The 20,839-nt window shown below is 73.0% G+C and carries 23 protein-coding genes; 5 read left to right on the top strand and 18 right to left on the bottom strand.

Translation table 11 applies throughout. The features are described 5' to 3' along the window. Positions 1 to 53: 53 nt before the first annotated feature. The 4 genes from ACIA5D_RS19760 to ACIA5D_RS19745 are packed head-to-tail and all read right to left on the bottom strand — an operon-like array spanning position 54 to position 3,382. Complete coding sequence (locus ACIA5D_RS19760) at positions 54 to 821, bottom strand: class I SAM-dependent methyltransferase (RefSeq protein ID WP_396031467.1); 768 nt, start codon at positions 819 to 821, stop codon at positions 54 to 56. Continuing rightward, positions 818 to 2,008, bottom strand: coding sequence for a glycosyltransferase family 4 protein (locus ACIA5D_RS19755; RefSeq protein WP_396031465.1), 1,191 nt, complete (start codon positions 2,006 to 2,008; stop codon positions 818 to 820). The genes ACIA5D_RS19760 and ACIA5D_RS19755 overlap by 4 nt, the downstream gene beginning before the upstream one ends. After that, on the bottom strand, positions 2,005 to 2,403 hold the full coding sequence (locus ACIA5D_RS19750; protein ID WP_396031464.1) for a 6-pyruvoyl trahydropterin synthase family protein: 399 nt from the start codon (positions 2,401 to 2,403) through the stop codon (positions 2,005 to 2,007). The genes ACIA5D_RS19755 and ACIA5D_RS19750 overlap by 4 nt, the downstream gene beginning before the upstream one ends. A 4-nt stretch (positions 2,404 to 2,407) precedes the next feature. Then, positions 2,408 to 3,382, bottom strand: a complete 975-nt coding sequence (locus ACIA5D_RS19745) for a zinc-binding alcohol dehydrogenase (RefSeq protein ID WP_396031462.1) — start codon at positions 3,380 to 3,382, stop codon at positions 2,408 to 2,410. A gap of 140 nt (positions 3,383 to 3,522) precedes the next feature. On the opposite strand from ACIA5D_RS19745, the gene ACIA5D_RS19740 reads away from it, so the two are divergent. The 3 genes from ACIA5D_RS19740 to ACIA5D_RS19730 all read left to right on the top strand — a co-directional run bounded on the left by ACIA5D_RS19740 (position 3,523) and on the right by ACIA5D_RS19730 (position 5,935). Then, entirely contained in the window at positions 3,523 to 4,248 is a 726-nt protein-coding gene (locus ACIA5D_RS19740; RefSeq protein WP_396031460.1) for a CDP-alcohol phosphatidyltransferase family protein, read from the top strand. Positions 4,249 to 4,404: 156 nt separating this feature from the next. After that, positions 4,405 to 5,016 (top strand): HAAS signaling domain-containing protein, encoded by a 612-nt coding sequence (locus tag ACIA5D_RS19735; protein ID WP_396031459.1) that lies wholly within the window; start codon positions 4,405 to 4,407, stop codon positions 5,014 to 5,016. 76 nt (positions 5,017 to 5,092) lie between these two features. After that, positions 5,093 to 5,935, top strand: coding sequence for an inositol monophosphatase family protein (locus tag ACIA5D_RS19730; RefSeq protein WP_396031457.1), 843 nt, complete (start codon positions 5,093 to 5,095; stop codon positions 5,933 to 5,935). Positions 5,936 to 5,958: 23 nt separating this feature from the next. Here ACIA5D_RS19730 and ACIA5D_RS19725 read toward each other — a convergent pair whose 3' ends face one another. Next, complete coding sequence (locus ACIA5D_RS19725; RefSeq protein ID WP_396031455.1) at positions 5,959 to 6,228, bottom strand: hypothetical protein; 270 nt, start codon at positions 6,226 to 6,228, stop codon at positions 5,959 to 5,961. 88 nt (positions 6,229 to 6,316) lie between these two features. Continuing rightward, positions 6,317 to 7,093: an alpha/beta hydrolase family protein gene (locus ACIA5D_RS19720; RefSeq protein ID WP_396031454.1), complete on the bottom strand. Its 777-nt coding sequence runs from the start codon at positions 7,091 to 7,093 to the stop codon at positions 6,317 to 6,319. 52 nt (positions 7,094 to 7,145) lie between these two features. Here ACIA5D_RS19720 and ACIA5D_RS19715 point away from each other — a divergent pair, with 52 nt between their 5' ends. After that, positions 7,146 to 7,928: an alpha/beta hydrolase gene (locus ACIA5D_RS19715; protein ID WP_396031452.1), complete on the top strand. Its 783-nt coding sequence runs from the start codon at positions 7,146 to 7,148 to the stop codon at positions 7,926 to 7,928. A gap of 89 nt (positions 7,929 to 8,017) precedes the next feature. Continuing rightward, positions 8,018 to 9,118, top strand: a complete 1,101-nt coding sequence (locus tag ACIA5D_RS19710; protein ID WP_396031450.1) for an alpha/beta fold hydrolase — start codon at positions 8,018 to 8,020, stop codon at positions 9,116 to 9,118. A gap of 105 nt (positions 9,119 to 9,223) precedes the next feature. Here ACIA5D_RS19710 and ACIA5D_RS19705 read toward each other — a convergent pair whose 3' ends face one another. The 12 genes from ACIA5D_RS19705 to ACIA5D_RS19650 all read right to left on the bottom strand — a co-directional run bounded on the left by ACIA5D_RS19705 (position 9,224) and on the right by ACIA5D_RS19650 (position 20,777). Next, positions 9,224 to 10,057 carry an ABC transporter permease gene (locus ACIA5D_RS19705; protein WP_396031448.1) on the bottom strand — a complete coding sequence of 278 codons (834 nt, stop codon included), beginning with the start codon at positions 10,055 to 10,057 and terminating at the stop codon, positions 9,224 to 9,226. Then, the gene (locus ACIA5D_RS19700) at positions 10,054 to 10,908 is read right to left on the bottom strand and encodes an ABC transporter ATP-binding protein (RefSeq protein WP_396031446.1); all 855 of its coding nucleotides are present in this window, start codon (positions 10,906 to 10,908) and stop codon (positions 10,054 to 10,056) included. The genes ACIA5D_RS19705 and ACIA5D_RS19700 overlap by 4 nt, the downstream gene beginning before the upstream one ends. Then, positions 10,905 to 11,363: a Clp protease N-terminal domain-containing protein gene (locus ACIA5D_RS19695; RefSeq protein WP_396031445.1), complete on the bottom strand. Its 459-nt coding sequence runs from the start codon at positions 11,361 to 11,363 to the stop codon at positions 10,905 to 10,907. Before ACIA5D_RS19695 ends, ACIA5D_RS19700 begins: the two co-directional genes overlap by 4 nt. Beyond that, the gene (locus ACIA5D_RS19690; RefSeq protein WP_396031443.1) at positions 11,360 to 11,593 is read right to left on the bottom strand and encodes a hypothetical protein; all 234 of its coding nucleotides are present in this window, start codon (positions 11,591 to 11,593) and stop codon (positions 11,360 to 11,362) included. The genes ACIA5D_RS19695 and ACIA5D_RS19690 overlap by 4 nt, the downstream gene beginning before the upstream one ends. A 47-nt stretch (positions 11,594 to 11,640) precedes the next feature. Then, on the bottom strand, positions 11,641 to 12,093 hold the full coding sequence (locus ACIA5D_RS19685) for a DUF1707 domain-containing protein (RefSeq protein ID WP_396031442.1): 453 nt from the start codon (positions 12,091 to 12,093) through the stop codon (positions 11,641 to 11,643). 84 nt (positions 12,094 to 12,177) lie between these two features. Further along, a complete protein-coding gene (locus tag ACIA5D_RS19680) occupies positions 12,178 to 12,849 on the bottom strand; it encodes an FHA domain-containing protein (RefSeq protein WP_396031439.1) in 672 nt (223 codons plus the stop codon). Beyond that, on the bottom strand, positions 12,846 to 14,111 hold the full coding sequence (locus ACIA5D_RS19675) for a VWA domain-containing protein (RefSeq protein ID WP_396031437.1): 1,266 nt from the start codon (positions 14,109 to 14,111) through the stop codon (positions 12,846 to 12,848). The genes ACIA5D_RS19680 and ACIA5D_RS19675 overlap by 4 nt, the downstream gene beginning before the upstream one ends. Positions 14,112 to 14,113: 2 nt before the next feature. Then, entirely contained in the window at positions 14,114 to 15,085 is a 972-nt protein-coding gene (locus tag ACIA5D_RS19670; RefSeq protein WP_396031436.1) for a PP2C family serine/threonine-protein phosphatase, read from the bottom strand. A gap of 13 nt (positions 15,086 to 15,098) precedes the next feature. Next, a complete protein-coding gene (locus ACIA5D_RS19665; protein ID WP_396031435.1) occupies positions 15,099 to 17,363 on the bottom strand; it encodes a tetratricopeptide repeat protein in 2,265 nt (754 codons plus the stop codon). Next, positions 17,360 to 18,550 (bottom strand): hypothetical protein, encoded by a 1,191-nt coding sequence (locus tag ACIA5D_RS19660; protein WP_396031433.1) that lies wholly within the window; start codon positions 18,548 to 18,550, stop codon positions 17,360 to 17,362. Before ACIA5D_RS19660 ends, ACIA5D_RS19665 begins: the two co-directional genes overlap by 4 nt. After that, positions 18,547 to 19,518, bottom strand: coding sequence for a glutamate ABC transporter substrate-binding protein (locus ACIA5D_RS19655; RefSeq protein ID WP_396031430.1), 972 nt, complete (start codon positions 19,516 to 19,518; stop codon positions 18,547 to 18,549). Before ACIA5D_RS19655 ends, ACIA5D_RS19660 begins: the two co-directional genes overlap by 4 nt. Then, a complete protein-coding gene (locus tag ACIA5D_RS19650; protein ID WP_396031429.1) occupies positions 19,515 to 20,777 on the bottom strand; it encodes a hypothetical protein in 1,263 nt (420 codons plus the stop codon). The genes ACIA5D_RS19655 and ACIA5D_RS19650 overlap by 4 nt, the downstream gene beginning before the upstream one ends. Positions 20,778 to 20,839 lie beyond the last annotated feature (62 nt).

The following is a 20,839-nucleotide window of genomic DNA, read 5'->3' as shown; positions in this document are numbered from 1 at the left end:
TCCCCCTCTGTTTGCCCGTCTTCCCCTAGTACGCCGGGACAGGCACAAAGGGTTCAGCCGAAGATCGCCAAAAGATCAACATGCCCGATCGTGGCATGCGGGAGGTTTGCCAGGCGCGTGTCCAGATAGGTGTCGAAGTGCAGGTCAGGGCGCTGCGCGGCGGCGGCGCCCACCCAGCCGCGCAGCCATGCGGCGCTCAGGGCGCCGCTGCCGGGTCCCAGCCGCCAGGGGCTCGGGCGGGTGACAACGGTGGCGCCGGCCCGCTCGAAGGCGTCCCCGGCCGCCGCCGGAGCGTCCGGGCCGAGCAGGCGCCGGCCGTCCACGGTGCGGCGCTGGTGGGAGTTGAAGGCCTCCTCGATCGTCGCGTCCTCGGGCAGCGGCGGGTCGAGCGTCACCCGGCCGGCCACCGAGAGCGTGAACAGGGCGGGAGTCTTCGTCTCGGCGAGGACGTTCGCGAGGTTTTGCACCTCCTCGGCGGTGAGCAGGTCGAGCAGGGCCGAGCAGGTGACCAGGTCGGTCCCTTCCAGGTCGTCGGCAGTGAGCGCCGTGACGTCGCCGAGGGCGGTCTCGACCGTCACCGCCGGGAAGGGCATGTTCGCGGCGGCGTGGTCGAGCAGCGCGGGGTCGCGGTCGGCCATGATCCAGTGCTGCGGGCCGTCGAGCTGCGGCGCCAGCCAGCGGCCGAGCGAGCCGGTGCCGCAGCCGAGGTCGCGGATGGTGCGGATCGGGCCGGGCAGCAGGGCGACCAGGTCGTCGGCGCGGGCGTCGGCGTCGGCGGGCTCGCGCAGCCCCAGCCAGGATTCGCTGAACTCTCCGGTCATGAGTCGAGCACCTCACTCAGTCGTCTGGCCGTGTCATCCCAGGTCGGGAGCGTTTGGCGGCGTTGGGCGGCGGCGGCGCGCAGGCGTTCGCGCAGGCCGGGGTCGGTGAGCCAGGCCCGCAGGGCATCGGCGAGGGCGCGCGGGTCGTCCGGGGGGACGAGGATGCCGGGGAGGGTGCCGTCGGGCGCCCGGCCCAGGGCCTCGGGGACACCGCCGACCTCGGCGGCGATCACCGGCAGGCCGCGGGCCAGGGCTTCGGTGATCACCATGCCGTAGGTTTCGGCACGCGAGGGAAGAACGAACAGATCAGAGCTTGCGTACGCGGCGTCCAGCGCCGTTCCCTGCAGCGGCCCGACGAAATGGATGTCGTCGCTGGCGTGCGGGACGGGTTTGCCGATCGCCCCGGCGAAGGTGCAGGTCCAGCGCAGGTCGGCGAGGCCTTTCTCCAGTGCCGGGACGAGGAGATCCTGGCCCTTCCGCGGCGTGACCGAGGCCACGCACAGCAGCCGGGATCCGGATTCATCCGCATTTGCCGGCTCGGCGGGCGCGACGCCGGGCTCGATGACAGCGATGCGGCTCGTCCGTGGCTCGCCGTGCCCGCGCGTCCGTGGCTCGCCGTGCCCGCGCGTCCGCGGCTCGCCGTGCCCGCCCGTCCGCGGCTCGCCGTCCCAGCGCGTCCGTGGCTCGCCGTCCCCGCACGTGGGCGATAAATCGTGCATTTCCGAGATGCGGGCGGCGGCGGCGTTGCTGGTGGCGATCACGAGCGAGGCCAGGTGGAGGCTGAGGCGCTCGCGGGCCCTGCGGTCGGTCTGCTGCTCCGGCGTCAGGCCCGTCTCGTCGCTCAGGGGCAGGTGGACCAGGACGATCAGGCGCAGGCGCTTCTTGTGGGGCGCGAGGATCTCGGGGACGCCGCAGGCCACCAGGCCGTCGAGGAGCACATCGGACGCATCGGGAATGTCCGACAAGGCGTGCGCGAGAGCCTCGCGGGCGGGCTCGCCGGGGGTGGGCCACGTGCCGTCGACGGCTATCTCGTAGACCGGGCGCGTGGGGAAGCCGGCGCTGCCCGCCTGCGGTGTGGTGACGCCGGCGAGCAGGTTGAGGACGATGCGGTCGAAGCGGTTACCGCCGCTGGGGGCTGCCGGGTCGTCGATCGAGCCCGGCAGCACCGCCCACAGCGGGTTGCTCACAGATCTCGCTCGTACGAGGCCCACGCGATGTGCGACTCGTGCAGCGTCACCGCGAGGCCGGTCAGGCCGGCGGCGCCCGCGCCCAGGTCGCCGGCGGCGGCCTTCGCGGCCAGGCGGTCGGCGATGACCTTCGCGAGATATTCCGTCGAGGTGTTCACGCCCTTGAAATCGGGCTCGTCGTCGAGGTTGCGGTAGCTCAGGCCCCCGCAGATCGCGTGCAGCTGCTCGCTCGCCAGGCCGATGTCGACCACGATGTTGTCGTCGTCGAGCTCGGGCCGGCGGAACGAGGCGTCCACGACGAAGGTGGCGCCGTGCAGCTTCTGGGCCGGTCCGAAGACCTCGCCGGCGAAGCTGTGCGCGATCATGATGTGGTCGCGGACGGTGACGCTGAACAAGTCCCTACTCCTCGGGGTAGTCGATCAGGTGGCAGAGGGCGCGAAGGCTACCCGCCGCGAGGCGGGGCATCACCTCGGGCAGCTCAGCGAAGGGGGAGCGACCGGTGATCAGCGCCTCGAAGACGGGATTGCGCAGCAGGTCGAGCGCGAGCGCCAGTCGCTCGGCGTAACCGCGGCGGCGGCCGGGGACGATGCCGCCGACCTGGCTCGAGCGCACGGTCAGGCGGCGGGAGTGGAAGAACTCGCCGAGCGGGACGGTGACCTGCTTGTCGCCGTACCAGCTCAGTTCGACGACCGTGGCCTCGGGCGCGACGAGCTCGAGGGACCGGGTCAGGCCGGCGGAGGTGGCGCTGGCGTGCACGACGATGTCGCAGCCGTCCTGTGCCTTCTCCGGGGTGGCGAAGCCGGCGCCGATCCTGGCCGCGAGGGCGGCACGGTCCGCGTCGATATCGACGAGCTCTACCCGTACACCCGGAATTTGCGCGGCGATGGCCGCGACCGACGCACCCACCATGCCGGCGCCCACCACCGCGATCTTGTCGCCGATCTGCGGGGCGGCGTCCCAGAGCGCGTTGACGGCCGTCTCGACGGTGCCGGCCAGGACCGCCCGGTCCGGGGGCACCTGATCGGGCACGACCGTGACCGCGCTCGCCGGTACCACGAATCGGGTCTGATGCGGATATAGGGCGAAAACTATCTTGCCCAGGAGCTCGGTTGGTCCCTGCTCGACGACGCCGACGTTGAGGTAGCCGTATTTCACCGGCGCCGGGAAATCGCCCTCCTGGAACGGGGCGCGCATCAGCGGCCACTGGCTCTCGGGGACACGGCCGGTGAAGACCGTGGTCTCGGTGCCGCGGCTCACGCCGGTGTGCAGGGTGCGCACGAGGACCTCGTCGCGTGCGGGACGTCTCACCTGCTCGGAGCGGATCTCGCCCCGTCCGGGGGAGGCGAGCCAGAACGCCCGGGCGTCACCCGACATGGGCTGTCTCCTCAACTTGCTGAACCGAACATCGCTACCGCACGTGTTAAGCGCTGACAGCCGCAACGATACGCAGCCGATCTTGCTCTGGAGGAACGGTGACACTCGCAGCCACCCCGTCGGCGCCCCCTCGAGGACCGATGATCGGCCTCCTGGCGCAAGCCGTCCTGCTCGTCGCGCTGGCCGCGACGCTCGGGCTCACCGGGGCCGGTCTGCTCGCCGGAGCGGTGTACGGCCTGGTGCTCTGCGGACTGCTCGGCGCCGGCCTGCAGCGGCACGGCATGCCGGCGATGGGCCCGGCGAACGTGGTGACGTTCTCCCGCGCGATCCTGGTCGGCGGGGTGACGGCCCTGGTCGTGACGTCCTTCACCCACCCGGTCAGCACCCCGGCCCTGGTGGCGGTCGCCGGCGTGGCGCTGGCGCTGGACGGGGTGGACGGTCAGGTGGCCCGCCGGACGGGCAGCACGACGGCCCTGGGCGCCCGCTTCGACATGGAGGTCGACGCGTTCCTGATCCTGATGCTGAGCGTGTACGCGGGGGATCGGTTCGGATGGTGGACGGTCGCGCTGGGCGCGTACCGGTACCTGTTCGTCGCGGCCTCGTGGGCGCTCCCGTGGCTGAACGCGGCCCTGCCGTACCGGTTCTCGCGCAAGGTCGTGGCGGCCCTGCAGGGGATCGTGCTGGCGCTCGTGACGGCCGATCTGCTGCCGCCGCCGCTCTCGCAGATCGCGCTGGCGGTGGCCCTGGTCTCGCTGACGTGGTCGTTCGGGCGGGACACCCTGTGGCTGTACAAGGCTTCGCGGGTGCGGGCGGCGGCGCGGGTGCGCTGGTCGGCGCCGCAGCCGCAGCCCGCTCTCGCCGGTTAGCCGGCCCCCGCCCGATCGTGCCGCCGGCATCGGCTTTCTCCCGCATCGGCCGAAAGGCGTAGGCGGGGCGGGGGATTCGGTCCGCGGAGGGATGTGGCCGGCGCGCGTGTGCGCGGATGCTGACTCTCACCCGCCGGACCAGCATGGGGGAGACACATGAGCACGGCACCGCTCGCGCACACCGATGTGATCGTTCTCGACTACCTCGCGGCGCTGTGGGCGCAGAGCGAGGACCTGTCGCCGCAGCAGCGGGACGAGCTGATGACCACGGTGGCCGACTACATCGCGGCGCGCCGGGCCGCGGCCTCGTCACCGCTCGAGGATGCCACCGCGATCGTGCAGCGGTTAGGGCCACCCGAGGCGCTGGTCAGCGCGGTGCGGCGGGGGCAACTGCCGCCGCACGTGCGACTGCCGGCGCTGTTCGCGCCGCCGCTGCCGCCGTTGCCGGCGCAGCAGGCCGGGGTCGCGGAGTACACGGCGGTGGGGATGCTGACGGCGGGGGCGTTCTTCCTGCCGGTCGTCTCGCCGGTGGCGGGAATGCTGCTGGCCAGCGCGTCGCCCCATTTCACGCCGGCGGACAAGGCGGTCGGGTGGACACTGACGGCGGGGTCGGCGGCCTTGGGCGCGGTGCTGACCCTGTTCTTCGCGACGTTGCCGTTCCACACCGGGGCGGCCCTGCTGCTGATCTACCTGGCGATGTGCACGGGGGCGTTCGCGGCCGGGATGAGCCTGCTCAACTCCCTGCGGCGGCGCGGACAGGGCCGCTGAGAGTTCTCCCGGACGAAACCGCCCGGCCGTTTCCGGTGTATGAGATGGATACACGAAACGGTCAACGGGGGGTCGCATGCCGGGGAAAATCGGGGCGTACGTGCAGGATGGGCTGGTGGAGACGGATCTTCAACTGGCCCAGCGCGCGGCGATCACGGGGGCCGCGGTGGCACTGCCGCACTTCAGCGCGCTCGCCGACCTGCCGCGCGAGCTCAAGGCCGACGGGTCGGTGGTGACGGCGGCCGACCGGGCCGTGGAGACCGCCATCCGGGAGGTGCTGACGGCGGCCCGCCCCGGCGACGCGATCCTGGGCGAGGAGCAGGGCGGGCTCTCCGGCGACACCGCCGTCCGGCGATGGATCATCGACCCGATCGACGGGACCCGGCTGTTCGTCGAGGGCGACGATCGGTGGCTCGTGCTGCTGGCCCTCGAGGAGGACGGCGAGGTCGTCACGGGAGTCGCGGCGCACCCGGCCCAAGGGAGCATCTGGTGGGCCGTGCGGGGCGAAGGGGCCTGGGAGGGGCGCATCGTCGGCGGGCGGGCGGTGGCGGCCACGCCGGTGCACGTCACCGCGGGCGGGCCGGACGCGCTCGAGGGCAGCCGGCTCGGGGTGGTGCCCGAGGAGTGGGCGCCCCATCTGGTCGCGCCGCTCAAAGCGGTCACCTCGCCGCTGCCGTGGGGGATCCACCCGGGGCTGATGGTGGCTCGCGGCGACCTGGACCTGGCGATCCAGACCGGTGGGCAGATCTGGGACTTCGCGGCCACGTCGCTGATCGTCACCGAGGCGGGCGGGTCGTTCAGCGGGCTCAACGGGCGCACCCGGCCGGGACCGGGGGCATCCCTGTACGCCCGGAGCGGCGCGCTGCGGGAGGCAGCGCTGGGAAGGCTCGCGGACGCGCGGCATCCCGACGCGCCGTAGGGCCCTGGCGTTGACGCGTCCCGTCAGCAGCCCGGACCGGCGGCCGCCCCGCCGGCGATGCGGTAGGCGGTGATGTCGCCCTTCACGTAGCCGGTCAGGTCGGCGATCGTGGCAGGGGCCTCGTCGTGCAGGGCCACGTAGGCGGTGATCGCCGAGTCGACCGCGCGGCAGGTGGCCCGGTCGGCCACCGCCCGCGCCTGCTGCTCGAGGCGGTCGGGGTTCAACGCTGCGTAAGAGACGCCGGCGACACTTACTGTGACCGCTGCGGCCATGGCTACGTGGGTGAGGTGCACCGGAGCAGCCTAGGCAAGATCACTGTGGGTGTTGACCCGGCCGAACGGGCGAGTCTTCCGACCGTCAGCACCACTCTGGGTAAAAGTGCTAATCCTCGTACGAGGTGCCGTTGCGCGCGACGGCGACACGCAGGAAGTCGAGGATCGCCCGGTCGGCCCGCGAGAATGCCGGATCTGCCGGATTCAGGTAGTCGCCGTGGCAGCCGCCGGGGATGGTCACGAAGGTCTTCGGCCACGGCAGGGCCGCCCAGGCGGCGCGGCCGGCGGCGATCGGCACGGTGGGGTCGTGGTCGCCGTGCAGGAAGAGCACGGGTACGGGGGCGCCGCCGAACGGCGAGGGTGGGCGGCGGCCCGCAATCGAGACGGCGGCGCGCAGGCCGGGCAGGTGGCCGGGGTGCAGGAGCCCGAGGGTGGTGGTGCCGCCGGCCGAGAAGCCGATGGCCACGGTGTGCGTCAGGTCCATCACGGGATCCCGGGCGAGCGAGCGCAGCACGAACTCGGCGTCGGCGGGCTGATGGCGTACGTCGCCGGGGTCGACCTTGACCTTGCCGTTGGTGTGCGGATAGGCGGGGGCCACCACGACGAACCCGGCCGCGACCCACGTGGCGGCGATCGGCGCGAACTGCGACGGAAGACCGCCCAGGCCGTGGCTGAACAGGATGACCGGTTGCCTCTTGCCGTCGGCCGGAGCACAGACGGTGGTGGGCAGGGGCCGGTCACCGCGGGCGAGATGCAGCAGGCGGAACCGGGTCTGCGGTGCGCGTGGAGCCGTGTCGCGGCGTGTGGCGCTTCCGGCATGAGCGGCGCTGCCACCGCACCCGGCCAGCAATGCCACCAGCATCACCACCGCACCGAGCCTGCGCATGCCGCGAGCCTAGAAACGTCACGCCATCGGACATATCACCGTTGTGGGGGCGATGAGACGACGAATTGTGCTCGCCGGCGCCGCGGCGCTTGCCGCCTATGTCGGAGTGGCCGGATATCGCACCCGAATGGCCGAATCGCGGCCCGTCATCCCGCCGGCGCCGCCCGGCGAGGAGCGGCTGGAACACCGCTGGTCCGCGGGTCGCGGCCGGATGGTCGGCTTCTACACGGCGGTGCCGGCCGGCTTCGGGGACGGGCGCGGCCTGCCGGTCTGCCTCGTGCTGCACGGGGCCTCGAAGAGCCCGGACGACTATGCCGCGCTCGGGCTGGGGCGGTTCCTGACCGATCTGGTACGGCGAGGGCTGCCGCCCTTCGTGCTCGCCGGGGCGGACGGGGGACGGCTGGCGTGGCGGCCCTCGGCCGGGGACGACCCGCAGCGGATGGTGCACGAGGAGATCCCCGCGTGGTGCCGGCAGCGGGGGTTCGACACGTCGCGGGTGGCCGCCTGGGGGTGGTCGATGGGCGGGTACGGCGCGTTGTTGCTGGCTGAGGCCTTCCCGGGGTTCCTGAAGGGGGTGGCGGCGTTCTCGCCCGCGGTGCAGCCCGGCGACGATGTGGTGGGCGCGGCGCGGCTGCTGCGGGGTACGCCGGTCGGGTTGTGGTGCGGGAAGCAGGACAGCTTGTACGAGCAGGTGTGGGCGTTGCGCGAGCAGTTGCCGGAGCCGCCGCGGGCCGGATCGTTCGGGGATGGACGGCACAACTTCGGGTACTGGTCGCGGTGCCTGCCGTCGGCGTTCGACTTCATCGCGGGAGTCCTGCAGGGTGGTTCCGGATAAATCCGGAATGGGTGGTCTATCGCGCCACTTCGGAGGACGGTGATCGAGTTTTAACCCGGCCGTCAAGTGCGATGCCGGACAATGACGAGATGGTGGACTCGACCCTGCCGGTCAACGGTATCGAGCTCTGCGTCGAGACGTTCGGCGAATCGACCGACCCTCCGCTCCTGCTCATCGCGGGCGCGGCCAGCTCCATGGACTGGTGGGAGGACGAGTTCTGCCGCCGCCTGGCCGCGTGCGGGCGGTACGTGATCCGCTACGACCACCGCGACACGGGCCGGTCGACGTCGTTCCCGCCCGGACTGCCGCCGTACTCCGGCGTGGATCTCGCCCACGACGCACTCGGCGTGCTGGACGTCCTGGGAGTGCACCGCGCCCACTTGGTCGGCCTGTCGATGGGCGGCGCGCTGGCCCAGCGGATCGCCGTCGAGCGCCCGCATCGGGTCCTCTCGCTGACGCTGATGTCGACGAGCCCGGGGCTGGGCTCCGCCGACGCGTTCTCACCCGCGGGGCCGCCCGCCGGCCCGCCCGCCGCCCCGCCCGCCGCGCCGTCCGCCGGCCTGCCCGCCGCGCCGCCCGCCGGCCTGCCCGCCGCGCCGCCCGCCGGCCTGCCCGCCGCGCCGTCCGCCGGCCCGCCCGCCGCGCCGTCCGCCGCCCTGCCCGCCGCGCCGTCCGCCGCCCTGCCCGCCGCGCCGCCCGCCGGCCTGCCCGCGGGGCCGGCTGTCGGCCCGCCCGCCGCGCCGCCCGCGCCGGCGCCGGAGTCCACGGAGGCGCTGTTGGCCGAGCCGGACTGGTCCGACCGCCGCACCTGCGTCAACCGCCTCATCGAGAGCGCTCAGGAACTCGGCGGCCCTTTCACCGCCGACGAGCCCCACCTGCGCCGGCTGGCCGAACGAATCTTCGACCGCACCACCGACATGGCAGCCACCCAGACCAACCACTTCTGCTGCGCGGACGGCACCCCGTACCGCCACCTGCTCGGCACGATCACCGCACCGACGCTGATCCTGCACGGCACGCAGGACCCGTTCTTCCCGTCCCCGCACGCCTACGCCCTGGAGGCCGAGATCCCCGGAGCACGCCTGGTCTGGCTCGAGGGTGTAGGCCACGAGTTTCCGCCGGTGGCCGTCTGGTCCCAGGTGATCGCCGAGATCATCGGCCAGGCAGCCCGCGGCAGGCAGCCCGCCTGACCGGCCCGCGGCAGGCAGCCCGCCTGACCGGCCCGCGGCAGGCAGCCCGCCTGACCGGCCCGCGGCCGGCAGCCCGCCTGACCAGCGCGCGCCGTGCCGGCCGGCTCACCTGCTTCGCTGCATGGCCCGGTCGCGGCGGTGTGCGAGCGCCGACCCCGACTCGCGCCGGGCCATCCGGCGCAGCACCAGCGGGGCCAGCAGCAGGCCCGCCACGGCCCACGCGCCCAGGACGCCGACCGTCTCCAAGTGGCGCCAGGACTGGCCGATCTCCGCGACCACCGCCTCGGAGGGAAGCAGGGCCGAGCGCATGCCCAGCCCCATCCAGTAGACGGGGAACGCCTGGGCGACACCCTGCAGCCAGCCGGGCAGGGCAGTGATCGGGTAGAAGATGCCGGAGATGGCGATCACCGCGAGGATCGGCAGCGTCAGCACGCCCTGGCCGCGCGCGCTCGTGATGACCGAGCCGAGCACCGCGCCGGCCGGCAGGGTGGCGAGCAGGCCCAGCGCGAGCAGGGCCACGAGGGCCGGCCAGGCCGCGGGGCGCCCGGCCGCCACGCCGTGCACCAGGAACAGCGCGGGGATCAGGAAGATGGCCAGGTCGAGGAGCAGGCTGCCGGAGATCGAGATCAGCTTGCCCGCGAGATAGCCGGGGACGCCGTGCGGGGTGGCCCGCGCCCTCAGCAGGGTGCCGTCCTCGCGGTCGGCCGTCAGGTGCTGGCTCATGCTGACCATGGCCATCGCCGCGTTCATGCCGAGGATGCTCGGCACCAGCATCGCGCCCAGCCAGACGCCGCCGACGTTGTGGTCGCGCAGGAACCACAGCGCCACCAGCATCAGCATCGGCCAGAAGAAGTGGTTGAACAGGTCGCCCCCGTTGGTGACCGACTGCCGTAGCTCGATCAGGCCCCGTGACCGCCCGGCCCGCAACGCACGTCTCATCGGCCGGCCTCCGCCGCGTGCACCAGCGCCAGATACGTGTCTTCCAGCGACGACCGGCGGACCTCGAGCTCGCGCAGCTCGTCACCGTGCCGGCCGTACAGCTCGGACACGAGCCGGGCCGGATGCTCGCTGGTCCGGGCGAAACGCTCGCCCCGCACCACCCACCGCACCTCGTCGTCACCGGCGATGAGCCCGGCCAGCTCGGCGGGCGTGCCGTCGCCGACGATGCAGCCGCCGTCGAGGACGAGGATGCGGCTCGCCAGCCGCTCGGCCTCGTCGAGATCGTGCGTGGTGAGCAGGACCGTCATGCCGCCTTCGGCGACGATCTCGCGCACCAGGCCGTGGAAGTCGCGCCGGGCCGCGGGGTCGAACCCGGCGGTCGGCTCGTCGAGGAAGAGCAGCTCGGGCCGCCCGACGAGGCCGATCGCCACGTCGAGCCGGCGGCGCTGCCCGCCGGAGAGCGTCGCGACCTTCTGCCCGGCGTGATCGGCGAGGCCCACGGCGGCGATCATGTCGCCGGGATCCCAGGGGTCGGGGTAGTAGGCGGCCAGCTGCGCGAGCAGCTCGCGGACCCGCCATTTGCCGTGGTCGCGCCACGACTGCAGGACCACGCCGACGCGGGCACGCCACTGCTCGCCGGCCGACGAAGGATCTTCGCCGAGCACCTCGACGTGGCCGGCCGAGCGGGCGCGGAAGCCCTCGAGGATCTCGATGGTGGTGGTCTTGCCGGCGCCGTTGGGGCCGAGCAGCGCCACCACCTCGCCCGGCTCGACGCGGAAGGTCACGTCGTGCACGACGTCGCGGTCGCCGTAGCGCATGCGCAGGCCGGAGACCTCGATCGTGGCGCTCATTCCCGCACCTCCCGCAGGGCCCGCTCGCGGAGGGCGGCGCGGTCGACGCCGGCCAGGGCGAGCGCGCGGGGCACCGTGCCGAGCTCGGCCTGGATGACGCCGAGCAGCAGGTGCCCGGGGCGGATGTCGCGCTTGCGCTCGACGAGATCGAAGCTGCGCTCGATCGCGACCTTGGCCGAGGCGCCGATCGAGTGGGTGCGCGCCGGATCGGGGGTGGAGCGCGGCAGGCCGCCCGGAACGCGCACGCCGGCGGTGGCGAGGCTGCGGGTGAATTCCTGCTCGAGCGCCCGCCGCAGGGCCGGCCGGTCGAGCCCGGCGGCCTCGAGGGCGGGCGACCCCTCGCCGGCGATCGCCAGCAGCAGATGTTGCGCCTCGACGGCGGCCGAGCCGTCGGCCGTCGCCTCCGCGGCCGCGGCGTCGAGGATGCGAACGAAGTACTCGTCGAACGTGCTCATCCGTTACGCCTCCTCAGCGAGACGCCGGCGGCGATGAGCCGCTTGGCGTGCTTCTTGTAGACCGCCTGCCGGGTGACGCCCAGCGCCTCGGCCACCTGCGGCCAGTTCCAGTCGCCGCGCATGGCCTCCTCGACGGCGGCGTCCTCGAGCCGGTCGGCCAGGCGGCGCAGGGCGCCGACCGCCGCCAGCCGGTCGGCCACCTCGGAGGCCGATATCTCCACGTCGGACATGTAAGCAACCTTAGTTGCTTAGCTCGCCGATAGTCAACCCGGGTTGCTTATGGGCCCGTCTGCCCGCGCCAGGCGAAGAAGAAGGCGGCCAGCGCCGCCAGCGACAGCGCCATCCCGATGACCCCGAAGACGCGCCCGATCAGGGCCGCGGATACGCCGCGTCGCGGGCCGGGCGTCCGGCTCGCGATCACCGCGAGGAGGCCGAGCACGAGGCCGATCCCGCAGATCGACAGGGGCACCGACGCGATGCCGAGAATCAGGGCTATCCGCCCGGCGCCGGCAGGCGGCTCGGTCACGGTTACGGTCGATTCACCCCACGCGTACGCCGATGGCAGGTCGGAGATCTGGAGCCGCAACTGCGACGCGTGCGTGGCGGTGCCGACCGCCGCCACCCGGGCGTCGTAGTCGCCGACCGGCAGCACACCGGCCTCGAAGGCGTTGCCGAGCAGCCCGAGCACCTGGGTGCGCTCGGCCGGCCCGACGCGGCGGTCCTTCGACACGCTCGGCAAGGTAACGCGCCCGCGACGGGCGGCGTGCCCGTTTCGCGGGAAGTGCGGCCGAAAGAGACGCCGGCGGGCGAGGGCCTACGCCGCCGGGGCGTGCAGCGTGACCGTCGTCCAGGCGCCCACGTGCACCTCATCGCCGTCCTTGAGCGCCCGGGTCTGCCCGGCCGTCAGCGCCTGCTGCTCGTCGTTGAGGTACGTCCCGTTGGTCGACCCCAGGTCGGAGACCAGCCAGGCCCCGTCCACGCTCAGCGTCAGCAGCGCGTGGCTGTGCGACACCCCCGGATCGGAATCGGCGAGGTCGATCTCCGGGTTGGTCCCCTTCGACGTGCTCCGCCGCCCGATCCGTACCTGCGGCGCAGGCAGGTCGACCTCCCGCGACGGCGCGTCCGCGGGAAACTCGACCCCTTCGATCGCGTTGTCCTCGAAGTACTTCCGGTCCACCGTGATCGTCGCCGTCCACTGCCCCGCCACCGGCGCCGGCGTGACGGGCGGCGGCACGAGCGCCGGCACCTTTCCGGTGCTGTGGTCGTATCCGCAGTCCTCGCAGAACCGCGTTCCGCCCGCCCGCGGCGCCCCGCAGTTGGGGCACGGCTCGGCGGCGGGCGACGACGACGCCGGAGCGGCGGAGGGGGCGGGGGCGGGGGCGGACGGCACCGGAATCGTCCCGGTCCCGCCGATCTTGGCCCCGCATTCGTCGCAGAAGTCGTCCGTGCTGGACGAGTGCCCCTTCGGGCAGGTGTAGATGCTCATTGCGCCCGCCCGACCCGCACCGTCTTCGTGGAGCGGGTGTCGAGGGCCATCTCGTCGGCCGCCTCGACCTTGCGCCGCAGCCGCACCGTTCCGGTCGCCGCGTCCTCGATGTCGACGACCGTGGCGAGCAGCTCCTCGGTGGCCGTGTTGCCGCTGGCGTGCGCGAGCTGCGCCGCCCGGCCGAACTTGATCGTCGCGGTGTGGTCGTCGCCGGCCTTGCGCGCCTCGATGCCGGCCTGGATGGCCTCGGCCAGCTCGGCCTGCCCGGTGTAGTGGGCCACCTGACGGTTGATCTTCGTGGAGAGCGCGATGTCCTCGGTCCACACGGCCCGCACCAGGGACTGGCCGTGCACGGTGTCGCCCTCGACCACCGACACCCGGGCGGCGAGCATCTCATCGCCTGCCGCGCCCGACGGCACGTCCACGCAGACGTGGTAGTCGCGGCTCTCGGCGCCCCACGAGCCGAGCGGGTAGCGTGCGGCCCGCGGCCCGTCCTCGATGCGCTTGCCGGTCAGGTCCATCACCTCGGGCTCGACCTGCTTGACGAAGCGGACCGTCGCATTGACCGGCGTCCAGACCTTGAGCTGCACGTCGGCGCTGGTCTTGCCCATCGCCTTGACCATCATCTGCTCGAACGCGGCGGTCAGGCCGGACGGCTGGGCGACGATGTCGACGGTGCCCAGCATCGCCTCGGCGATCTTGCGAAGCTCGGAGACCTTCCAGTTCACGCCGACGCCGCGGCAGTCGCAGGTGAACCGTCCGGCGATCGAGTCGAGCACCTGCTCGAGGTAGCCTGCGCGCTCGCCGTTGTCGCCGTCGGTGAGCAGGATCGCGTGGGCGATGTCGCCGGGCCGCTGGGCGAACAGCTGCGCGGCGAGCAGCAGCCAGGCGCCCATCGCGGTGCCGCCGCTGGCCTGGAGCCGGTCGATCGAGCGGATCGCGTCGGCCCGCGACTGCGGCGAGGAGACCGCGAGCTGGCCGGGCGCGGGGTAGAGCTGCTGGGCGGTGCTGACCCCCGCGATGATCGCGAAGTGCACGCCGTCGTCGATGCATTCGACGGCGGTCTTGGCGGCCTGCCGGGCGGCGTTGATCCGGCCCTCGGCCTGCATCGACCCGGACGCGTCGACGATGATGATCTCGGTGGCCCCGGAGGTGCGCCGGCCGCCCTCGGCCCCGGACGAGGTGACCGTGATGATCGCGTTGACCTCGGTCGCGCCCAGGGCGAGGAACTCGTTCTGGAAGGCCTCGGCGGTGTACGGCATTCCTACTCCTTGGCGGTGTCGGTAGGGGAGGACGAGACGGGGACGATGGCCACGGTGATGTTGTCGGCGCCACCCGCGGCGATGGCGAAGTCGGCAAGACCACGGGCGGCCTCGATCAGGGTGCCGCCCTCGCGCAAGTGCTCCCGGACCGCCGAGCCGAAATCGGCGGGATCGGTCAGGTAGTTCCACAGCCCGTCGCTGCACAGCACCAGGTGGCCGGCCCCGACCACGGTGAACGCCCCGGTCCGCGGCAGCACCGGCGCGGCGTCGGCACCGAGCCACGCCGTGATCGCGTGCGCCTTCGGGTCCTGCATCGCGGCGATCGGATCGGCGCCCATCGCGACCGCGTGGGTGGCCCATGAGTCGTCCTCGGTGAGCTGCTCGGCCAGCCCCTCGGGCGGAAGCCAGTACGCGCGGCTGTCGCCCACCCACCCGATGTTGATCTCGGAGCCCCGCACGGCGGCGGCCACGATGGTGCAGGCCGGGTTGGAGACGGCCCGGCGCGGGTCGCCGCCGGCAGCCAGCGCGGCCACCGCCTCCTTGGCGCCGAGAATCGCCGCCGACACATCCGTCGACGAGGCGAGCAGGCCGCCGGCCGTCGTCGCGGCGGTCTCCGAGGCGACGTCGGGGTCGAACGAGGCGGACACGCCGTCGCAGACCACCACGTCCACCTCGCCGCCGCGCACGGCCAGCCACATGTGGTCCTCGTTGCGGTGATGGCGCAGGCCCCGGTCGGTCACCGCCGCGGCGACCGTGCCGTAATCGGCCTCGATGTGGTCGCGCGGCCGCCGGGCGAGCATCCCGCAGTTCTCGCAGTACCCGTCGGCCCCCACGCCGCCCGGCGTGCCGCAGTTGGGGCACGGCTCACCCACGGCGGCGGCGGTCTCCTCGGCCAGCGGTCGCCCGCAGGCTTCGCAGAAGGCCGCCCCGGCGGCGCGCTCGTCGGCGCACGAGGCGCAGTCGGTCATCGTCATCGTGCCTCGTTCCTCATGTGCGCGTCCGCGGGCGGGACGCGTTCGCGAGATCCACCAGCCGGATCTTCTCGGGGCCGTGCGCGGCCTGGGCCATCTCGCGGTACGCGTCCTCGAGCGCGAACCGGATGTCCCGTTCCCGGATCTCGCCGGAGCGGGCCGGCCCGAGCACGGTCGCGGGCAGCGCCTTGCCGCCGTTGACCGTCCGCAACGCCTGCTCCAGAAGCTCGGCCCGGAGGGCGGCGAGCTGCGCGGCCTCGATCTCGAGCCGCTCGATCAGGGCCGCCGCGGCCGACAACGAGGTGACGTCGGCCGCCGCGGACGGATGTGCCCGCACCAGCGCCCGCACCGCGCCGACCTGCGAGCTGCGGTACGCCGACGAGGTGCCCGGCACGCGGTTGTACGCCTCGACCGCCCCGCTGCGGTCGCCCGCGCCGAGCCGGCAGCGCGCGAGCCCGGCCGCCGCTGTCGTGTACGCCGGATCGGTGCGGCTCACCACGTCGTAGTAGCCGGCCGCGGCCGGGTCCCCGGCCAGCTCCAGCGCGAGGCCGAGCGCGAGCTGCGGCGCGAGCTCACCGGGAAGGGCCGCGTACACCGCGTCGAACCGCTGCCGGGCGTACTCGTGATGCTCTGCCGCCAGCGCGAGCAGCCCGTCGTACCAGGCCACCCGCCAGTCCGCGCCGTCGCTGGCCAGCAACGCGTCGCGCGCATCGCGCGCGCCCTTGAAGTCGCCGCCCATGTCGATGTGCGCGCGCAGGGAGCGCAGCCGCACCTCGATCGTGTTCTCCGGCGCGTTGCCGAGCAGGGTGAGCACCTCGGCCGGCTCGGTGACGGTGACCGAGGCCAGGAACGCGGCGGCCGGGTCGGTCAGGTCGATCATCGGGCTGGGTAGGTCCTGCCAGCGCGGGACGTCGGACTTGAGGTCGGTGCGCAGTTCGCCGGTGAACAGCCGCGACGGCGCCGGGCGTGGCTCGCCGCCCGCCGCGAGGATCTGGCGCAGCACGCCCAGCATCTGCCCGCTCATCTCGTCGGCGTCGACGAACCGCTCGGCGGGGTCGGTGCGGGTGGCGCGCAGCAGCAGCCGGTAGAACGACTCGTGCTGCTGGTAGACGGCGATCTCGCCGCGGTCGGGCAGGCTGTCCTTGAACGTGCTCTGGTAGCCGCGGAAGTCGGTGGTGAGCACGGCCAGGGTGCGCCCGATGGTGTAGAGATCCGAAGCGATCGACGGGCCGTCGGTGGCCATCTCGGGCGCCTGGTAGCCGACGGTGCCGTAGATCGCGGCGTCCATGTCGTCGATGTGCACGACGCCGCCGAGGTCGATGAGCTTCATCTGATCGCCGGACTGGATGACGTTGTCCGGCTTGAAGTCGCAGAAGATCAGGCCACGGTCGTGCAGGTAGGCGAAGGCCGGCATGATCTCGAGCACGAACGCGAGCGCCTGGTCGGCGGGGATCGGGTCGGCGTTGCCCGCGTTCGCCGTGCGGCGCTTCTTGAGCATGTCCTTGAGCGATTGCCCGCCGACGTACTCCATGACGATGTAGCCGGCGCCGTCGTGCTCGACGAAGTTGTAGATCTTGACGATGTTCGGGTGCTCGACTTCGGCGAGGAAGCGCCGTTCGGCCACCGCGGCCGCGAGGGCGTCCTCGTCGCCGGAGTTGAGCAGGCCCTTGAGCACGACCCAGCGGTCCGAGACGTTCTTGTCGACGGCCAGGTAGATCCAGCCGAGGCCGCCGTGCGCGAGCGCCCCGACCACCTCGTACTGCCCGCCGACGAGGTCGCCCTTGACCAGTTTCGGGGTGAAGTTGAACGGCTCGCCGCACGACGGGCAGAAGCCGGAGGCGCGTCCCTGACGCTCGCCGCGGGACCGGCCGACCGGGTTGCCGCACTTCGCGCAGTACCGCTTCTCCTCGGGCACCTCGGCCGTGGACATGACGGCGGTGGCCGGGTCGGCCTGCACGATGGGGGTGATGTCGACCAGGCCGGCGCCGAAGCGCCGGCGTCGCGATCCGGTGCGGGAGCTGCCGGTTCGTCCGCTTGATCCGGTACGGGTGGAGAGCGCGCCCGTCCGGGCGGAAGGCGAGGTGTCACCCGTGCGCTGCCGCGGCGTGGTTCCCGCGGTGGCCCAGTTGCCGCCGGTTGCCGCGCCCGCCGGGGAACCGGTAGCCGCTGTTGCCGGGGAGCCGGCTGTCGCGGTCACCGCGGAGCCGGCCGCTGGGGCCATCCCGCAGGTGTCGCAGTAGCCGTCCTCGATCGTTCCGGGGCAGTTGCGTTCGCACTTCATCGGCCGTCCCTCGCGATCGTGGCGGTGAGCGCATCCTGGTAGGCGTTGACGGCCACGCGGGCCGCGTCGAGATCGCACGGCGCCGTGTACAGCGCCGTGTGCGCCGCGTCGGCGAGCGGCGTGAGCTGGGAATCCTCGCCGAGTCCGCGGCGCAGCCCCTTGGCCCGGTAGGCGTCGAGCCGCCCGCGCAGCTCGTTGCGGGTGTCGAGCAGCCCGTCGTTGTGCGCCGCCGCCTGGCGCAGCGCGGCCAGCCTCTCCCGGGTCCGGCGGGTCCAGTCGGCGAGGCGCGGGCTGATCAGCGCCCACTGCCCGGCAGCGGCGAGCGCGTCGACGGCCGCGAGATCCGGGCGCAGGTCGGCCCCGCGTACCCGGATGATGTCCTGCCCGCGGAACCGGTCCGCGGCCTTCTCCGCCGCGGCGTCCGCTGCCCTCTGGGCCTCGGCCAGCTCACCGGCCAGGGCGTGCGCGTCGGCGAGGCGCTGGGTGAGCGTTTCCTTCAGCTCGGCGGCCGACGTGCGCTCCGCGTCCGCACGAGCGACCAGATCGCGTACGGCGTTCAGCTCGCGCTCGTCGACGCCGAGCGGGTCGGTCGCCAGCGACGCGGTGAACCTCCCCAGGCGCCGGTCGGCCTCGTCGATCGTGGCCTGGTTGCCGCCGTGCAGCCGGATCAGGACGCGCACGTTGTCGACCGAGGCGGTCGTGTCGGCGGTTGCCGGAAGCAGCCGCTGCCACACCTCGCCGGCCCGCGTCGCGACCGACACCGCCGTGTGGAAGGCGGCCTCCATCGCCGACAGCAGCTCGGCCGGCGTGCAGGTGGTGTGCACCTGCCCGGCGCCGAGCAGCCCGCGCTGGGCGAGCGGCACGGTCGTGGTCGAGAGCGTGATCGACTTGCCGAGCACCCGGTGCACGAACGTGGCCCGGTCGGCGTCGCTGAGCTTGCGCTGATCACGCAGCGAGCGGGCCTGCGCGATCGCGTCGGTCAGCATGCGGTAGCCGTCCCACAGCTGGGACAGCGCGTCGGTGGCGTCCGCCCACGCCTCGGCCGTCGCGCCGGTCAGCTTGGTCTTGTCGAGATCCTTGCGGGCCGGGTTGTCGTCGAGGTCGACGAGGTTGGACGCGATGGCGGTCATCGCGGTCTCGAGGCGGAGCAACTCGGCGTCGGCCGGCGCGATCGACGGCGCGGTCATCGGTACTCGGCAGCGGGCGGGGCCGGCGCCGCGCCGAACGCGCCCAGCCACTTCTTGTACGTCGCGGTCCACGTCCCGTTCGCGCGATTCTTCGCCAGCACCGCGTTCACGAAGCTGGTGAACTCGGGATGCTTCTGCGACATCGCCATCCCGTACGGCTCCTGCGTGAACTTCGGGCCGACCACCTTCGCGTACGGGTCCTGCGCGGCCATCCCCGCGAGGATGGTGTCGTCGGTCGAGATCGCATCGACCTCGTTCTGCTGGAACGAGACCAGGCAGTCGCCGAACGCAGCCTTCGCGACCGCGATCGGCTTGCTCGGGGCGGCGGCGATGTTGTCGTACGAGGTCGAGCCGGACGCGGCGCACACCTTCTTGCCGCCCAGGTCGTCCATGCCCTTCGCGGTCGAGTCGCTCGACACCAGCACCCGCTGGCCCGCCTCGTAGTAGATGCTGGAGAAGTTGACGTCCTTCCAGCGCGCGCAGTTCGCCGTCATCGTGTCCGCGACGATATCCACGCTGCCGTCCATCGCGGAACTGACCCTCTTGTCGTACGCGATGACTTTTATCTGAATCTTGTCGGGATCCCCGAAGATCGCCTGCGCGATCTGGCGCCCCATGTCGACGTCGAAGCCCTCCACCTTGCCGGTGAACGGGTTGCGCGAGCTGAACAGCAGCGTGTCCTGGCTGGTCCCGAGGATGAGCCGGCCGCGCTTCTGGATCTCGGCCATGTAGCTGCCGGCCGGCATGTGCCCCGGCTGGGGGAGCGTGCCGGTGGGCTTGAGGCTGGCGCGCGGGTTGCACGACTTGTCCGGCGCGGCCTGCGCGGGCGCCTGGCCGGGCGCCTGCGTTCCCGTCGTGGCCCGGCCACTGGCCGAGGGCAGCGGCGACGAGTCGCCGGCGCATCCGGCGAGGGCGAGAAGGGTCGCGCCGGTCGCGATGACGGCAAGGCCCATTCGCGTACGCGTCATCGGTACTCCTCCAGCCGGGCCCGGATCCCTATGAACGCCAGCATGCAGATCAGAAGGGCGAGCAGCGGGCCGAACACGGTCAGCAGGCCCAGGCCGCGGCCGGCCGCGCCGATCTCCCGGGTGAAGTCGGCCTTGTGCTCCTCGATCACGGTGTTGAGCCCGGTCGTGAACGACTCGAACTGCTGCGTGGTCTCGGGCCCGATCGCGAGCTTCACCGCGCCGTCGTAGTCGCCGTTGTCGTCGAGCTCGCGCACCTTCCGGTGGGCGGCGAGGTAGGCGCTGTGCTTGTCGCGCAGGTCGGTGGAGAAGTACTCGTTGCCGAGCGCGGAGCCGAGCTGCTCGGACGACTGCGTGAAGTCGGTGGTGTACGTGCTGCCGCTGCCGCGGGCCGCCAGCGTGAGCGCCTCGTCGCCGCGCTCCCGCAGCGCCAGGATGCGGGCCTCGGCAACCTTCGCGACCGGCGCCGAGCCGTCGTCCTTGGCCCGGCCCAGGTGCGAGTGCTGCCCGGCCAGGACGACCTGGATGCCGAGGGCGAGCACCACGGTCAGCACGGTCGCGCCGACCAGTGGCACGTTGAACGTGCGGTGCGTGGACCGGCTCAGGTAGCGCTGGCCCAGCACCAGGACGGCGAGCAGCCCGAGGATGAGGGCCACGAGCAGCAACACCCAGCCGATGCTCGAGGCGCTGCTGTAGCCGTCGTCGACCTCCTCCTGGGCGATGCGGAACAGGTTCTGCGCCTGGGGGAGCAGCGTCTGCCGGTTGAGCTCGGACGCGGCGGACAGGTAGGACGCCCCGACCGGAAGGCCCTGCCGGTTGTCAGCGCGGGCAGTCGCGACCAAGGCGGCATACCGGGCGACGCCCGAGGAGAGCGTGCCCACCGAGACCGCCGCCTCGCTGCCCTCCGGCGTGCGCCGGGCCGCCGAGCTGATCGCCGTGGTCGCCCGCTCCAGGTCCTCGTTGTACCGCTGGGTGAGCGCGGCCGGCTCGAGCCCGCCGGCCAGGAACGCCTGCGCGGCCGTGGTGTCGGCGTCGGCGAGCGCCGAGTAGATGGTCTCGGCCTCGACCAGCAGCGGCTGCGCCCGGTTGCCCAGGTCGCTGGTGCCGCCCGCGGCGGAGTTGCCGGTGAGGCCGGCGACCAGGCCGGTGAGGACGCCGAGCGTGAGCAGCGCGCCGAGCAGCAGCTGGAGCCGCCCCGGCGAGCTGTGCCGCAGGCCGCCCAGCCGGCGGAACACGCCTCGTCGCCGCCGCGGGACGGGCATGCCGCCCACCGGTCCGACGGGTCCTGCCGGTACCTGCGCGCCCGGCGCTGGCCGGGCCACCA

The sequence above is a fragment of the Actinoplanes sp. NPDC051513 genome (assembly GCF_044454685.1).
In the GTDB taxonomy this organism is placed as follows: Bacteria; Actinomycetota; Actinomycetes; order Mycobacteriales; family Micromonosporaceae; genus Actinoplanes.
This window is presented reverse-complemented; position numbering and strand designations above follow the sequence as displayed.

What these genes read in the sequence shown, in the direction of transcription:
- ACIA5D_RS19655 (WP_396031430.1), bottom strand. Translation starts at nt 19,518, where the DNA reads ATGACGCGTACGCGAATGGGCCTTGCCGTCATCGCGACCGGCGCGACC.
- ACIA5D_RS19660 (WP_396031433.1), bottom strand. Translation starts at nt 18,550, where the DNA reads ATGACCGCGCCGTCGATCGCGCCGGCCGACGCCGAGTTGCTCCGCCTC.
- ACIA5D_RS19695 (WP_396031445.1), bottom strand. Translation starts at nt 11,363, where the DNA reads ATGAGCACGTTCGACGAGTACTTCGTTCGCATCCTCGACGCCGCGGCC.
- ACIA5D_RS19650 (WP_396031429.1), bottom strand. Translation starts at nt 20,777, where the DNA reads ATGCCCGTCCCGCGGCGGCGACGAGGCGTGTTCCGCCGGCTGGGCGGC.
- ACIA5D_RS19730 (WP_396031457.1), top strand. Translation starts at nt 5,093, where the DNA reads ATGCCGGGGAAAATCGGGGCGTACGTGCAGGATGGGCTGGTGGAGACG.
- ACIA5D_RS19745 (WP_396031462.1), bottom strand. Translation starts at nt 3,382, where the DNA reads ATGTCGGGTGACGCCCGGGCGTTCTGGCTCGCCTCCCCCGGACGGGGC.
- ACIA5D_RS19715 (WP_396031452.1), top strand. Translation starts at nt 7,146, where the DNA reads ATGAGACGACGAATTGTGCTCGCCGGCGCCGCGGCGCTTGCCGCCTAT.
- ACIA5D_RS19720 (WP_396031454.1), bottom strand. Translation starts at nt 7,093, where the DNA reads ATGCGCAGGCTCGGTGCGGTGGTGATGCTGGTGGCATTGCTGGCCGGG.
- ACIA5D_RS19740 (WP_396031460.1), top strand. Translation starts at nt 3,523, where the DNA reads ATGATCGGCCTCCTGGCGCAAGCCGTCCTGCTCGTCGCGCTGGCCGCG.
- ACIA5D_RS19690 (WP_396031443.1), bottom strand. Translation starts at nt 11,593, where the DNA reads ATGTCCGACGTGGAGATATCGGCCTCCGAGGTGGCCGACCGGCTGGCG.
- ACIA5D_RS19675 (WP_396031437.1), bottom strand. Translation starts at nt 14,111, where the DNA reads ATGCCGTACACCGCCGAGGCCTTCCAGAACGAGTTCCTCGCCCTGGGC.
- ACIA5D_RS19735 (WP_396031459.1), top strand. Translation starts at nt 4,405, where the DNA reads ATGAGCACGGCACCGCTCGCGCACACCGATGTGATCGTTCTCGACTAC.
- ACIA5D_RS19680 (WP_396031439.1), bottom strand. Translation starts at nt 12,849, where the DNA reads ATGAGCATCTACACCTGCCCGAAGGGGCACTCGTCCAGCACGGACGAC.
- ACIA5D_RS19665 (WP_396031435.1), bottom strand. Translation starts at nt 17,363, where the DNA reads ATGAAGTGCGAACGCAACTGCCCCGGAACGATCGAGGACGGCTACTGC.
- ACIA5D_RS19710 (WP_396031450.1), top strand. Translation starts at nt 8,018, where the DNA reads ATGGTGGACTCGACCCTGCCGGTCAACGGTATCGAGCTCTGCGTCGAG.
- ACIA5D_RS19700 (WP_396031446.1), bottom strand. Translation starts at nt 10,908, where the DNA reads ATGAGCGCCACGATCGAGGTCTCCGGCCTGCGCATGCGCTACGGCGAC.
- ACIA5D_RS19670 (WP_396031436.1), bottom strand. Translation starts at nt 15,085, where the DNA reads ATGACGATGACCGACTGCGCCTCGTGCGCCGACGAGCGCGCCGCCGGG.
- ACIA5D_RS19760 (WP_396031467.1), bottom strand. Translation starts at nt 821, where the DNA reads ATGACCGGAGAGTTCAGCGAATCCTGGCTGGGGCTGCGCGAGCCCGCC.
- ACIA5D_RS19705 (WP_396031448.1), bottom strand. Translation starts at nt 10,057, where the DNA reads ATGAGACGTGCGTTGCGGGCCGGGCGGTCACGGGGCCTGATCGAGCTA.